11 protein-coding genes and 1 pseudogene are annotated in these 15,668 nt (G+C 39.1%); 2 read left to right on the forward strand and 10 right to left on the reverse strand.

All coding sequences use genetic code 11. The annotated features are described in order from the left end of the window. The 10 genes and pseudogenes from K1T76_RS11080 to K1T76_RS11125 all read right to left on the reverse strand — a co-directional run bounded on the left by K1T76_RS11080 (position 1) and on the right by K1T76_RS11125 (position 13,211). The gene (locus tag K1T76_RS11080; protein WP_230245381.1) at positions 1-1,014 is read right to left on the reverse strand and encodes an RsiV family protein; all 1,014 of its coding nucleotides are present in this window, start codon (positions 1,012-1,014) and stop codon (positions 1-3) included. A 49-nt stretch (positions 1,015-1,063) separates the two neighbouring features. Further along, positions 1,064-1,879: a hypothetical protein gene (locus tag K1T76_RS11085; protein ID WP_230245382.1), complete on the reverse strand. Its 816-nt coding sequence runs from the start codon at positions 1,877-1,879 to the stop codon at positions 1,064-1,066. Positions 1,880-1,976: 97 nt separating this feature from the next. Beyond that, entirely contained in the window at positions 1,977-3,569 is a 1,593-nt protein-coding gene (locus K1T76_RS11090) for a peptide chain release factor 3 (RefSeq protein ID WP_230245383.1), read from the reverse strand. A 130-nt stretch (positions 3,570-3,699) separates the two neighbouring features. Continuing rightward, entirely contained in the window at positions 3,700-5,742 is a 2,043-nt protein-coding gene (locus K1T76_RS11095) for a GmrSD restriction endonuclease domain-containing protein (protein WP_230245384.1), read from the reverse strand. Between the two features lie 13 nt (positions 5,743-5,755). After that, entirely contained in the window at positions 5,756-7,165 is a 1,410-nt protein-coding gene (locus K1T76_RS11100; RefSeq protein ID WP_230245385.1) for a DUF262 domain-containing protein, read from the reverse strand. 43 nt (positions 7,166-7,208) lie between these two features. Next, positions 7,209-7,421, reverse strand: a complete 213-nt coding sequence (locus K1T76_RS11105; protein ID WP_126117759.1) for a DNA translocase FtsK — start codon at positions 7,419-7,421, stop codon at positions 7,209-7,211. A 21-nt stretch (positions 7,422-7,442) separates the two neighbouring features. Continuing rightward, positions 7,443-8,204: a PP2C family protein-serine/threonine phosphatase gene (locus K1T76_RS11110; protein ID WP_230245386.1), complete on the reverse strand. Its 762-nt coding sequence runs from the start codon at positions 8,202-8,204 to the stop codon at positions 7,443-7,445. Positions 8,205-8,390: 186 nt separating this feature from the next. Beyond that, positions 8,391-8,615 (reverse strand): annotated as a pseudogene (locus K1T76_RS11115) (Fic family protein); the annotation flags it as partial. A gap of 3 nt (positions 8,616-8,618) precedes the next feature. Next, a complete protein-coding gene (locus K1T76_RS11120) occupies positions 8,619-10,685 on the reverse strand; it encodes a putative bifunctional diguanylate cyclase/phosphodiesterase (protein WP_230245656.1) in 2,067 nt (688 codons plus the stop codon). A 327-nt stretch (positions 10,686-11,012) separates the two neighbouring features. Next, complete coding sequence (locus tag K1T76_RS11125; protein ID WP_230245387.1) at positions 11,013-13,211, reverse strand: carboxy terminal-processing peptidase; 2,199 nt, start codon at positions 13,209-13,211, stop codon at positions 11,013-11,015. Between the two features lie 195 nt (positions 13,212-13,406). Between K1T76_RS11125 and nagZ the strand changes: the two genes are divergently transcribed. Next, positions 13,407-14,510 (forward strand): beta-N-acetylhexosaminidase, encoded by a 1,104-nt coding sequence (gene nagZ, locus K1T76_RS11130; RefSeq protein WP_026438068.1) that lies wholly within the window; start codon positions 13,407-13,409, stop codon positions 14,508-14,510. 245 nt (positions 14,511-14,755) lie between these two features. Beyond that, positions 14,756-15,646: a class I SAM-dependent methyltransferase gene (locus K1T76_RS11135; RefSeq protein ID WP_230245657.1), complete on the forward strand. Its 891-nt coding sequence runs from the start codon at positions 14,756-14,758 to the stop codon at positions 15,644-15,646. The last annotated feature ends 22 nt before the right edge of the window (positions 15,647-15,668 follow it).

Below are 15,668 nucleotides of genomic sequence, written 5' to 3' on the forward strand. Positions count from 1 at the left end.
TTAAGATTTCGCTTTAGTTGATGTTGTGTTTGCTGCACTGGCTTCAGCAGGTTGTGCTGATGCTTCAGAGGCTGCTTCTGTTTCAGGCAAATATGCAGCTTTTAAAATTCCCTGTAGTTCTGCATACGGAATGGTTAAGCGTGGCAAACCAACAACATAAGGACCGATTTCATATTCCGCATATTGCAAAATTAAACCTTGTTGACCCAAATAGTAATTTTCCGATAGCTTAAATTTCCACGCTTGCTCATATTCTTCCACATTGGTGGAAAGTTCAGATGCAATGACCCATTGTTTAAACGCTTCATAAGCTTTACGCTCCAATTGTGGACGCTGCTTCTCTAACAAAATGTCATTTAACAATACTAATTTTTTCTTCTCTAAATCAAAATTATAGTATTGCTGTGCCGATGCACCATGTGCTCCGCCCAAATAACTACTGCTATTTAGTACTACTGTTGCCAAAGGCTGATTTGCATTTAAAATTTTAGGCTTAATCATCAAACTTATTTTATGATTTGAACTTAAAGCTTTCAGTTCCTGATCAAGCGCCAAAAAGCTTTGCACATAAGGCAAGGTTTGTTTTTCTAATTTTTGTGCCAAAGTTTCAACTTGTGCAATGACTGCTTCAGTGGGGTTGCTGGCCGGTGCATCTGTAGCACTGGCTGCAGAAGCTGCATGGTCAATTGCAGCAACTTCAGAAGCCGCCTGCTGTGGTGCAATTTCTAAAATTTGTGCCAATTCTTGAATAATTTTCTGATCAATAAAATGGTCGATAAAGGCCTGATTGCTATTCAAACGTTCAATTGAGATTTCAGGGCAGTTTTTTCCATCACATTTAGGCAACGATAAATTCAGTTTTTCAATATCGCCGACCAGTTTTATGCTTTGCTGTTCTGTCTGCGTTTGCTTCGCCTCGACCGCTTCAGGTTCTGTTTTCTTTGGCTGACATGCAGTGATCCCTAAAATTGTAATTAAAATACTAATCGCCAAAATACTTTTATTTTTCAACATGGATCCAACCTTGATTTCATCAATTTTTGCTTACCATCGTACTCATCTACTAAAACATAGATAGATAGATCTCTGCTTTTAAAACTTGTTGTGTTTGTGCTTTGCTTAGGTAAATGTCTAACTGCGTGCCATTTTTGACAATTTCATGGGTGCGGTAATGCAATCCTAAACCCTGATCATCAAAAAACCAATCTGCCTGCCCCCAGTATAATTTGGCGGGTGCTACTTTTTTCACGTCACTGCTTTGTGTTTTGAGCCAATCCTGATAGGCCTGCTGTACAAAAGTATTCATACGGGTTTGTTGTTTGGCATCAATCACATCTAAAACAGACAAGGCTTTTTGCTGCTTCCGATCTGCGACAAAGAAATAATAGCGTTCTTTGACTTGGGTGCCTTCCTGTTTGCTATCTACCCCGACTTGCAACAAGACATATTGATTGCGTTGATATGCTATACGGGTATATATCGCTAGTTCATAAGCTTTATTTTGATCTAATTGCGCCTGCCAAGCATCGGATTTTTTCACATAGGCATCTACGGCTTGCTGCAAACTCATGTTTTGTTTTAGGCCGATTTGGTCTTGAATCACCATAGCCTGATTTTTAGCAATCCAACTGTTGAGCCATGCGTCTTGGGTATTTAAAGTTTGCACCTCTAATTCAATACAGTTTTTATTTTCACAAAAAGGCAAGGCAATATCTGCCGCCTGTTGTTTGATATTTAAATAAGGTAAAACTTCTGCCTGATCTTTCTGAAAAATAGAGGTTTGCTCATCTGCATTTTTATTTTGTTTAGATGAGTCACAGGCGCTAAGCAAAAACATCCCGCTCAAAATTGCACCCAGATAAACCATTTTTAGCTGCATGATTTCCTCAATTCATTTATCTAAATGAATTTTAACTTTTATCACCCATAATAAAACAGCTTCGTGATGAAGCTGTTTTATTTTTGAAAGCTTGAACTTAGTGCTCACGCGTATTTCTAAACTCAATATCAGGATAACGCTCTTGCATTAACTGTAAATTCACGCGGCTTGGTGCGAGATAAGTTAAGTGGCCACCCCCATCGACAGACAATTGGTCGTGGGCTTTTTTCTTAAACTCGTTAAATTTTTTCTCATCAGCACAAGACACCCAACGCACAGTATTGATGCTGACTGGCTCATACATACAATCAACCTTATATTCTTCTTTCAGGCGATAGGCGACTACTTCAAACTGCAGCACACCCACAGCACCTACGATTAAATCATTGCTGTTTTGTGGCATAAAGACTTGCGTTGCACCTTCTTCTGAAAGCTCCTTAAGACCTTTTTGCAGCTGTTTGGACTTCAATGGGTCTTTCAAACGCACACGACGGAACATTTCAGGTGCAAAGTGAGGAATACCTGTAAATTGTAGCTTCTCACCTGAAGTGAATGTATCGCCAATTTGAATAGTGCCGTGGTTATGCAAACCAATTATATCGCCTGGCCAAGCTTCTTCTAAATGCTGGCGGTCACCTGCTAAAAAGGTTAAAGCATCACTAATACGCACATCTTTATCAATGCGTACATGTTTCATTTTCATGCCTTTTTCATACTTCCCTGAACAAATTCGCATGAATGCAATACGGTCACGGTGTTTCGGATCCATATTGGCCTGAATCTTAAATACAAAACCACTAAAGCCTTCTTCATCGGCTTCTACAACACGCTCTTGAGTTGGATGTGCTTTTGGTGGTGGCGCATATTCACTAAAAGCATTCAGTACATGATCTACACCGAAGTTACCCAAAGCAGTACCAAATAATACAGGGGTTTGACGACCTGCCAAGAATTCTTCACGGTCTAATGGCTCATTCGCCATTTGTACCAATTCAAGTGACTCTTCAAATGCTGCCCATGCCAATTCACCGACTTTTTCACGTAAGTCTGCATGGTTATAGCCATCACGTACTTCTATCTCGGGAATGATTGAACCGAAGCCTGATTTATACACATAAAATTTTTCTTCGATGAGGTTAAACACCCCTGCGAAATCACGACCTGTACCCATTGGCCAAGTAATTGGCACGCACTTAATTTTGAGGACATTTTCAATTTCATCCAACAACTCTAGTGGCTCACGAATTTCCCGGTCCATTTTGTTAACAAATGAAATGATAGGTGTGTCACGCATACGACATACGTCCATTAATTTAATGGTACGGTCTTCGACACCTTTCGCACCATCAATCACCATCAGTGCGGAATCTACCGCCGTTAAAGTACGGTAAGTATCTTCAGAGAAGTCTTCATGCCCCGGGGTGTCGAGTAGGTTAATCATTTTGTCTTTATATGGGAATTGCATCACCGAAGTCGTAATGGAAATGCCACGTTCTTTTTCCATTTCCATCCAGTCAGATGTAGCACCACGATCAGACTTACGGCTTTTCACCATCCCTGCAACCTGAATAGCCTGTCCCCATAACAGCAGTTTTTCTGTCATAGTGGTTTTACCAGCATCAGGGTGGGAAATAATCGCGAAAGTACGTCGCTGTGCGACCTGCGCCGCTAACTCATCTTTAAAACTCATGCAAGACACCTACTGCAGAACCGCAGTGTATAAGATCAAAATAATCAATATGAAAAATTGGCGTAATTGTAGCAGATTTGAATAAAATTTTATTGATTGTTGATATGTTCTAATTTATCCACAATTCAAATTATTGAATAGATTCACCAACACACATTTCACAAAAGTCTTTGTAATCTGACTCAAACAAATCAAGCATCTTTTTCTCGTGATCTAGGATTTGTTCTTTTTTCCAAACTTTTTCTTCTTCAAGCGTTTGAATCATCAAATACAATTTAAGGGTATCAATTTTACCCTTCCTTATCTCAGGCATAAAATAATCACGTTTAGCACTTGGCAAGCGATTCCCTATGCTTGAATTTTTACTTGAACTAATGAGACACAAGTTCCCAAAGCGATGTAAATTTTCATGATCTAATTTATCACGCTCTCCCTCTATCTGTTGTGCATAAAAATGCTCAACCGAACTCCGTTGCGTAAATTTAAAGTTTTTGATTACCTTATCATTGCTATTTTCTGCATCACAATAAATCAAGAAATCCAAATAGTTAAAGACAAAATTATTTTCAATATTGCCAAAGCTTAGTTTGGATTGATCAATTTTAAAATCATCAAATGTCTGATTGCCATAAATCAAATCAAAATAATCAATCTGTTTTTCATTTAGATACCGCTGAAAAATAAACTTTCTCGCTAAATGTTGTAATGCATTAAAATAGTCAGACTCAGATTTATCTGTATTTTGATAAAGCCAATACAGCACACCATTTAACCAATACTTATAAGACAAGGTAGGCGTGGAAACATGAAATGCTGTCATCAATAATAGAATTTTTTGGGTAATTTCAGAACTATCTCCATCCAATGTATTCACATACGAACTACTATCTTTATATCGTTTAAGCCGCTTTATACTCCAATCATCATGATCCGTAGAATAATCCCGCTTAACTATGTATTGATCAAATATAAATTTGCACTTCAGCAGGGTAAACATAAAACCTTTTACATTCTTAATAACCCTTTCATGCTCTTGGTTTCCCTGTCCTTTTAACAGAATATATTTTTCAAATTGATCAATCAGTTGCTTATCATCCAATGCCACTTTTTCATTACGGTTCGTTTGACTTAGCCAAATTTGTAAAACCTGTAACAAGAAATTCGGAAAATTGATAATACTGTTGAATCGTTCAGGCTTTTCTTCTTTTGTATCTTTATTTCTAATACGCTCAGGCACTTTTTTTAACATTTCAGAAATAGATTGAAAATTGCTTTCCGAATTTGTTTGTTCTTGTGATTCTACATTTTTGCTAAAAATTTCGAGCAAGCTAGAAGCATTTTCAGGAACAAAATCACCCCAATCCTTTCCAAAAATCACATCACGCTGTGTTGTGGAAAAACCATATTGAACGTAACGCTCCATATTGGCAGTCGCGTTCCAAATACTCGTAAATAGTGTCATGCTTGATGTTTTATCTGCTTCATCTTTGATTTGATTCAATACGCTCATCAATTGCGCTTTTAAAATTTCATGCTTTTCTAATTGTTCACCACGGTTATTCATAACCTCAAAATAATGATTGAGATCAGTATCTTTCGGAACTAAAACTTGTGTGATGACTACATTTTCAAATAAATATTTGCAAAAAACACTCAAACCGCCTTGATTGATGATTTTTTCGATTGCTCGTTGTAGCAACTCAAACCCCTGAACTAAATCGGCGTTATATTCGGATGATTTTAAATGTTGTAGATGATCGCCTCTAAGTAAAGCCTGAAACGTTAAAGAAGACTTTGGACGACTTTCAAAATCAAGATTGAATTGATTAAACCAAGACATATCAAGAACAATTTTTTCTTCTTTGGATAATCGTTTCAGGCAAATCGCTAACAAGGTTAAAGTGGTAAATCGTTGCTGACCATCGATAATTTCATAAGTGCCATCAATACGCTCAAAAACAACCAACGTTCCAATATAATATTTTTTACTTCCTTGAGTCTGCCCTTGATTTAACTGATCAGATTGCTTTTGATAATCTTGAATATCCAAAATTAACTGATCAATTTCTTTCTCACCCCAAGCATAATTACGCTGATACATCGGGATAATATAAGTCTGTTTATTCTCGAACAGGGCTTGAACCTTAAGCGCTTGGATTGACTCTGCTTTCATTCTGATGTTCCTGTTAGAGATAATTTAGTTCTTTAAATAAAGTGATCAAAGGCTCAACTTTAGTGCCTTCCTGTTTATCGACTATCGGAAGCGACCATCCCATTAACTCACTGGGTGATTGAGCATATTTCAGTAAACTGAATATGTTCTTTTCTAGGACATAATTATCTATCGTTGCCAATTGCACCGAATATTGACTAATACGACAGCGATATGCCCAAATAAAAATCTTTTCAATCGCTTCTGATAACCGATCTGTAGCAAATTTATCGATATAAAAAATCAATGCAGAATCAAACAAGGTTCGCACATAACGATCCCCATCCCTATTTCTTGCATCATATGAATTCAATATTTTGATAATTCTATTCGCTCGATCCTGTAGTGTCGCACCAAATATAGAAATCTTCTCAGACTGATCTTGATGATCCACCACTTTACTGATCTGTTTTTCATAGTGCTCAACCATTTCAAAAAATCGACGACCATTAATGATCATTTGATCAAGCTGAAATGGGAAACTCATTTCTTGTCGATCTATTTGCCGTTGATATTGTGCGTTATAATCATCAATAAAATAATGCGCTATGCGTAATGCTTCTAAATATGGATGATGTTCTGATTGCCCAAGATGAATACCTTTAAAAAGATGCACATGATCTTTATTGAAAAATCTTGCGGACTTTCCTCTTGACCAAAGACGAATACGGAATAGATAGTTCGAAAATAACTTTGCCAAATGAGCCGAGTCTAAACTTTCCCAATGAGCAACAGTTTGGGCTTTTAAATGTTGCTCGTGTGCAGAAAATTCTCGTAGATGATAAGCTTTTAAAAGATCATGCGGTTCTAAATCACGACCACGTGCATTTTGTGAATCAAAAAACTGAAATGCCTCTGAAACATCATCTAAAATAAAAACCGCAACCTGACAATTATTGAGTAAAAAATCAATATCTTGTTCCGAAAAGTTTACTGAAATGATCCGTTTAGCGACATTAAAATTCTGATAAATATTGTAATGGCTAATATCACTATTAAATTTTTGCCCATCCATAAAGACATTAATTTGATTCGATATTTCATTCAAAGCTGTTTTCAGATCCTCTCGTTCTAAATCTAATTCTTGCTTCTGAATAACCGCCCAAACAAGCAGCATTAAAGTTAAAGTTCGTTGTTGTCCATCCACAATATTTATATTTTTAAGGCTCGTATTATTTTTATCGTGGTGTAATACGATAGTACCCAATCGATATGCAGATTTATCTTTATGTTCTTGTATATCATTGACGAGAGCATTTAAATTTTTTTCAGTCCACTTGTATGGACGCTGATAATCAGGAATACTCAGTTGATCTAAACTTAATAGCAAATTTTTTACTGTCCAAATCCCTGTCTTAAATTGATCAACTTGATGCTGAGCCATAAAAAATTATCCTAAAAATAAAATTTTTTAATTGTTAAAGTTGTTATTTCATACCTTGATGCAATTTATAGCCATACCCATAATCTAGAACAAAAGTTTTTGTAGATTCACAAATACTTGCTTCAATTAACTGATTTAGCACTTGTTCTGCTTGAGTATATCCAATTAAAAACTTACGTTGTAAACTCGATACCGAAACGACACCTACTTCCTCTATGAATAATTTGGCACGTTCAAAAAGATCGTCTGATTGCATAATTTCCCCATTCTCAATGAATTAAATTTTTGCTCGTACTAAGACCATGCTGACATTGTCATACGCCTGTTTTGAATCTAATGACGCTTTTATATTGAGTAACCATGTTCGAAGCTCCATATCTGCTTTTAAAGGAAGCCATTCCCCACACTCCATCACATCATGCACACCATCTGTACAAACCAATAAGGCATCATTCTCAGTCAAATATTCTTCTGTTGTTGTAAAATCCATCACTTCATGCAAAGGATCAGCACAAAAGTATTGTAATAATGCATCATAAATACTGGCATAGTTTTCTCCAGCTTTTACTTCGCCACTTTCTCTTAACTGCTCAAGATAATTGTGATCTCTCGTCAGGCAGTGCCACTTTTGATCATGCTGGCTAAACAAATATACTCGACTATCCCCAATATGTTGAATTGTCACAAAACCTTGTTCGCCATTATTTTGAATGAGTGCAAGTGTTGAACTGGCTCCAAAACTATTTTTTTGATGTGCTAATTGATCAACAAGATACTGCTGAATGGTAAATGCTTGACAAGGTTCTATCTTTTTATTTTGCATTAAAGCTTTTAAGACCGTATAGGATGCTTGCTCAGCTACTGGACTATTACTAATCCCATCCGCCACAGCAACACACCATAATTCTGTTTCAGAATGGCTGTAAAGTTTACTGATCAGCCCATCATGTTGAATAACCTTATTTTCAATCAATATGGCATCTTGTTGATACTTCGATCTTGCCTTCCATGTCAGACCTTGCATTTCAAAAGTACTCATCACACCGATCTCACACTTGGTAATGGTTTTATTTTTACCAAACCCCAATAGCACAATCAAGAAAAATATTAAATAAATTATTGATTAGTAATAAATTATTCATTAAAAACTTACTTTACGCTTTTTGATTATCATTCATGTCTAACTACTTAAGCAAAGATGTAATAAAATATTTTTCAAGCTAAATCATGGTTTAAGACGATACTTTTGTTTCGGACTTTTCGGTTTATCTGGAATAGTACGCTCTATCAAGCCGGCTTCTAAAGCAGGATTCAAGTAATTCTTTTGGAGCGTTGCTCGATGAGTTTATCCGACCAATTGCATCAACTCAGCGAAAGTACTGTCTCCTTGCTTCATTGCTGAAATTAAGCGCTGGACTTGGCCGCTAGCTGGAGCGGTAGCATGATCGCTAACTTAAGCCGAATGTTTAAACAACTCTTCTAAACGCTCAACATCCATAGGCAAGCCTAATAAATAACCCTGCAATTGTTGACAGCCCAAACGGGTTAAAATTTCTGCTTGCAATGGCGTTTCCACCCCTTCAGCAGTCACAGTTAAACCTAGTTTAATCGCCAATTGAATAATACTTTCTAAAATTAATTCTTCTTTACTGCCCGAACACAAATCTAAAATAAAAGCACGGTCAATTTTCAACTCATCGACTGGCAATTTTTTCAAATATAAAAAGCTCGAATGTCCTGTACCAAAATCATCAATCGCCAATTGAATCCCCATTTGACGCAAACGCTCAAAACTACGAATACTCGATTCAATATGATGCATTGCCGTGCTTTCAGTCACTTCAATCATCAGGTGTTGGGGTTGAATCTCATAGCGTTTAAACAAGTTTTCTAAAGTCGAAAATAAATGCTTATGTTCAAACTGCACTGCCGATAAATTCACAGCCACAGGGAATAACGGTGCGCCCGATCTTTCCCAAATTTGAATTTGTTTAAAGGCTTCTTCTAGCGTCCAATAGCCAATTTGAATAATCAACCCCGTCTTTTCAGCCCCTTTAATAAACATATTTGGGGTAAGTAAACCATGCACGGGATGATACCAACGAATTAAAGCTTCTACGCCACAAACTTTATGGTCAGTGGCTTTAAACTTTGGCTGATAGAACAGCTTCAATTGTTGTTGTTCAGCTGCTTTATATAAATCATTAATCAACTTACTTTGGCTTTTGGCCTCAAGTAACTCTAGATCATAATTAAAGACTGAACTGGTGTTACGCCCCTGATATTTAGAGGTCAGCATCGCCGCATCGGCATTCATTAAAATATCTTGCAAATTGGTGCCATGCTCTGGATACATCGCAATGCCAATACTGCCTGAAATATTAATCACCTTGCCTGCAATTAAGAAACTTTGCTGAATCAACTCCAATATTTTTTCAGAAATCACGGTGGCTTCGGCAATATCGGTATGTTCTATCACCAAAAGAAATTCATCGTCACCAATTCTTATTAACTGGGTATTTTCACCTAAGTGGGATTGCACTCGTTTAGACAACTGAATCAGCAATTGATCGCCAACATGGTGCCCAAATACATCATTCACCGCTTTAAAGCGGTCTAAGTCGATATATAAAAACGCAATTTTAGTATTTTTTTTCCGATGCTCAGAAAAAAGCAATTGTGCATATTCAGCTAAATATAAACGGTTGGGCAATTTGGTCAGATTATCTTTGAGTGCCTGATCGGCTAATTCTCGATTAGCCAAAGACAATTGTCTGCTTTTTTCTTCTAAGCGCAGCTCCAGCAGAGATACGCCCACCGCAGCAGCAGAAATCAGACTGGTCACTAAAATAACCACCAACAGGGCTGGTCCTTGCCCGATCTGGAAATGACCTGATTGAGGCAAATCGGCTGTAGAGTAAAAATGCAGTGCTTCCATGCCTATATAGTGCATGGCAACAATGCTCAGACTCATGAGCACCGCGATGAAAATTTTATATTGTGCCTGACGCTCCATTCTGCACTTGGAGCGAAACATAAACCAAAAGGTAAGTATTGCTCCACCAATCGCTACTAATACAGATAGCAAAACAATCGTGGGATCATAATAACTACGGTAACCTTCTACCTGAATTCCCATCATGCCCGTATAGTGCATGCCTGAGATGCCCAACCCCATCAAAATGCCGCTCAGGATCAAACGCGCCACAGGCAAGGTCGATTGTGTGGTCAGCCAAACCGCACACGTAGAGGCGATAAATGCAATAACAAAAGACAGGGTCGTAAAGCTAAGATCAAACTGATACGGCGCAGGGAATTGGCAGGCCAACATGCCCACAAAGTGCATAATCCACACTGCCGCACTTAGCAGCAAACCACTCATGATTAATGCAATTTTTTTTAGTTGTTGTTGTACATTTTGAAAGAGCATTTGCTCAACAGACACTGCAAAATAGCAGGCCAATACTGAGATTGCTACCGAGCCAATTACCAAGCTCAGATCATAATGTACATGCATTATTAGATGTGTCCATCTCTGTCATATTTTATTGTTTTTTGGTTACTCAATCTCACACTCTCTTATAAATAATAACTAAAAAGCAACCTGAACGGCGGATTGATCTAGCAAAGACCGCATTGATTTTAGAATCTAATACTATTCTGCTTTGGTCAATAGTCAAATAAATAATATATCGTCATGAAATAATGGCAATTTAAAACTGCGTATAGCTGTCTAACTCAAAACTATACGCAGTTTGCTATTTTACTTTTAGCTTGAGGATGAAAAAAAACCAGCAACTTTTCGCTGCTGGTTCTATTTGATGAAGGCTCTAACATTGTTTTATGGTTAATTCGGCTCAGATACACCTTTTTGTAACATGGCATAATCTTGCAACACCTGCGCTGCTTCAATCACAAAAGCTTCTTCCTCAGGCAAGGCAGGACGTTGTGCCGCCTTCATTTTGGCACGCGCTTCTGCCAAAGCATCAATGGATGCCTGATAGCTCTCCCAATTGGCAAATGGTTTCAAACCTGTTTCCTGACGGCGTTTGTTTTCCGCAGTCAGTGTTTGTTGTTCCAAAGCCAGCAACTCTGCTCTGCGTTGTTCAATATCTAACACAATACTTTTGCGATCTTCAGTTTGTTTGGCAATTTGCTTACGTTGTTCTAAATATTGAAATTGCGGATCAAGCTTTACACGTTGCTGTGACAATTGACTCAACTTGGTGATATACGGCTGCACTGAACCTTCACGCTTAAATGGCGCAGTTGGAATGGTATCCCACTTCAAGGCATTTTTCGCTTTGCGTTCACCAAACTCCTCATTGTAAATATCCACCAGTTTAATGTCTGGAATCACACCCTTGTTTTGGGTACTTCCGCCTGTGATACGGTAGAACTTACGTTGAGTTAAGGTCGCCTGACCATAGGCCAAGGTGTCGAGTTGTACCTGCGCTGTACCTTTACCTGTGGTGGTGCTACCAATCACAATCCCGCGCTGATAGTCCTGAATTGCAGCAGAGTAAATTTCACTGGCCGAAGCAGAAGCGAGGTTAATCATCACTGCCAATGGACCTGCATAAGTCTGTGCACCTCCATCGTCATCTTCAAATACGCTCACGTTGCCATTACCATCACGAATTTGCACTACAGGGCCTGATTTAATTACTTGCCCGAGCATACGTGCCACTTCTTCAAGTGAACCGCCAGGGTTGTTACGTAAATCGATAATAATCCCTGCGACATTTTTGGCCGCCAAACTTTTCAGGGCATTGTTGGTATCTTCCGACACCGAGCGATATTCATTGCCTGCACGACGTGCACGATAATTCAAATAAAACGATGGAATTTCAATCACACCATAGGTATAAGTTTGACCATCACGTTTGATGTCAATCGTCCGTGAACGAACTCCCGCATCTTCTTCCTGAATCACATCACGCACAATGGTCACATTACGTGCCTGATTCATGGCAGCACCAGCCCCAAGTAAACGCACGGTCACTTTAGTGCCACGTTTACCACGAATCAAACCGACAATTTCATTACTTGGCCAACCGACCACATCCACCATTTTTTCGCCATCTTGCGCCACACCAATAATGCGGTCACCTGATTTCACCTGCCCTGTTTTACTGGCAGGGCCACCTTCAACAATGGTTTCAATTTTGGTGTAGTCTTCATTGCCTCGTTCAGGACGAATCGACACCCCAATCCCCTCAAGCTGCAAAGTCGTTTGACGATTCAGTTCCATCGCATCGACAGGTGGGAAATAATTGCTATGCGGATCATAAGTCAGCATCATCGCATTTAAAGTTTTATCCAGCACATCATCGCTCTTTAAACGATCCATACGCTCTAACTGGCGGGTATAACGCTTAGTTAGAGTCTGAACTGGAGTCAAATCTTCTGGACTTGCCAAATCCTGACCATTGGTCAATTCAGGGTTCTCTTTAATGGCTTTTTGTTTTGCCAATTCTTCTTCTTTGCTAATGGTCAGGTTAATGAGCTGCGACACCAGCATTTTTTGCCAATGTGTACGCATTTCTGCTTCTGTTTTAAAGAACGGTGCTTTTTCTCTATCTGTTTCAATACTGACATTTGGCTGTTTTAAATTTTGTGGTTTTTTCAGCTCTGCCAACATGAAATTATAAAACTGTTTTAAACGCTCACGGTACTGCGTATGAATTTGATACGGCCCAGCCAAATTACCCGCTTTTAAGGATGCACCAAAAGTTGCCGCATACTGTTTACGGTACTGTTCAACTTCCTTTGCCAAAAACAAAGTATGGTCAGGGTCTAAACTGTCGATATAAAAATCAAAAATACGCTGAGATGTAGACGCATCCAAACGCTGATTTAAATAATGCTGACGATCGACCAAGGTCGCCAATTGACGCGAAACCAAAGCTTGTTCCTGCGTCGGCACAATACTGTTGGCCACTGCAGCGGTGTTATTGGCTGCAATCGCTTCATTAATGGCGTGAGAAAAGAAAAAACCGCCAGTTGCAATAGCAACCGCACAAGCGATGGTTTGAAGTTTCATAAAAATATTTACGTCCTTGGTTTTTGACCAATCTCTGCTTTTCACAATGAATTGAGCAGATTCAAAATCTTATACAACTCGATTGGGGTCTGTCGTGTAGTTTTATCATAATCTGTGCTGTCAAAATGTAGCAAATCATTGCAGAATTCAGGTATTGTTTTTTTAATTGATAAAAATCGAATACGGACACCCAATATGATTGGCGCATTGATGCTCGACATCGCTGGCACAGAACTTACTCAAGAAGATATTGAACTATTAAGCGCTCCGCAAGTCGGTGGAGTCATTTTATTTGCCCGAAATATCCAATCTCCTGCGCAAGTACGCGCCTTGACCGACCACATGCGTCAGGTGCGCCCTGATATTTTAATTGCAGTCGATCAAGAAGGCGGACGCGTACAACGCTTAAAACAAGGTTTTACCCTATTACCTGCCATGGGTAGATTTGGCGAGTTATACCAAAACGAACCTGAACGTGCCTTAGATTTAGCCGAAGAATGTGGCTGGTTGATGGCCACCGAAGTATTAGCGGTAGGCATTGATTTTAGTTTTGCGCCTGTTTTAGATTTAAATGACATCAGTGATGTCATTGGAGATCGTGCTTTTGCTGCGCGTCCTGCCGATATTATTGCTTTGGCAGATGCTTTTTTACGTGGAATGCATCGTGCAGGAATGGCAACCACAGGCAAACATTTTCCTGGGCATGGATCGGTTAAAGCAGACTCTCATGTTGCTGCTGCGATAGATTCACGTTCTTTTACCGAAATTCAGCAACAGGATATGCAAACCTTTATCCAACTGCAAAATCAACTAGATGCGCTCATGCCTGCGCATGTCATTTATGATCAGGTCGATCTGAACCCTGCAGGTTTTTCTGAATTTTGGTTACAGCAAGTGCTTCGCAAAGACTTGGGCTATGATGGTGTACTTTTTTCAGATGATTTAAGTATGCAGGCCGCTTGTGTGGCAGGTGATGCCGATGCGCGTATTCATGCCGCTTTAGTCGCAGGTTGTGACATGGGACTGGTCTGCAACAACCGTGCAGCACAACGATTGGCTTTAAGTGCGATTGCCGATTTACCCTTGCCGGATCAGGCACGTTTAGAACGCATGCGCGGTAAAATCCCTAAACTTAATGCGGAGTTTAAGATTACTGAAGTTTTGGATTTAGGCGATGAATGGCGAAGCGTCCGTGATCGTATCTTGGCATTTAAAGAACAAAGTGCCGCGCTACTCGCAGCGCAAACCAGTCACGACCCGACCAATTATTCAAGTGCCACTAAAAACGCTGCAACTTGAGATCACCACAAACTAACCACACGCCTTCACTTTTTCAACAGCATTTATACGACAAAGGAACACGACAGCGTGTTCCTTTTTGATTATGATGAACTTATTGTATTTTGAATATATGCCTGACAACGCAGCTTGAGTGTCAAAGCATACCTAAAAAGACAACGACCACCATACAAACAATTAAGGTCTATACCAAAATGACAAAAACACTCCTGAACAGCAAAATTACGACAGGAAAAAGGACTGAAATGTACAATTCGGATGTCAAACCCACTCAAGCAGACACGACTGCATTGTCCACGCATCGACATATTTCTTTTACCGCACACTACACGGGATATATCTGGTATCAAATGGGGATTTCACATCCTGTATTTGCCACCCGTAAAGGCAAGTTTTTAGCCAAATTGGTACATCCTTTAGAAAACTGGGCAGAACGTCATGTGGGCGGCAGTATGCGCAGCACTCTCAAACAACGTCATCAAATGATTGATGCTCACTTAACCGCACTAATTCAACAACATCCGCAATTACAAGTGCTCGAAATTGCTTCAGGACTGTCACCACGTAGCTGGAATTTTCGACAAAAATATCCTGAACTGAATTACCGTGAATTGGATTTGCCCGATATGGCGCAAATTAAAACCCAAGCGTTACGAGAAATTGACAACGATGCACCCGCAGTGCTCACCGCCGATATTTTTAGTGACTCCTTTCAACAAGTCTTTGAATATTTTGACCACTCGCAGCCCTTGGTGATTATTAGTGAAGGTCTAATTAACTACTTCACCAAAGACATGCTGCAACAGCTGTTAAATGGCATGTGTAACTACACCCAAGACTTTCCAGAACTACATTATTTAACCGATATTTACCCTGAACCCGTCAAGAACAAGCTCGCCAGCTTTATTTGGAACTGCAGCCGTTTATTGAAATTGATGTCACGCAGTGCTTTCACTTTCCACTTTCAAACTCCGCAGGAATTAACTCAATTTTTTCAAAGCGCAGGTTTTGAGCAAGTGCAGCTACAACAACCACAACTGTATTTTTCAAATACCTCTTTAGAAAAAACAACGACAGAACATTTAGGCGATTTAGTCTGGATGATTCATGCCTACAAAAAAAATAGCGTGGTTTAACACGCTATTTTGCTTCTATTTT

This window comes from Acinetobacter sp. PW68 (genome assembly GCF_020982655.1).
Taxonomy (GTDB): Bacteria; Pseudomonadota; Gammaproteobacteria; order Pseudomonadales; family Moraxellaceae; genus Acinetobacter; species Acinetobacter towneri_A.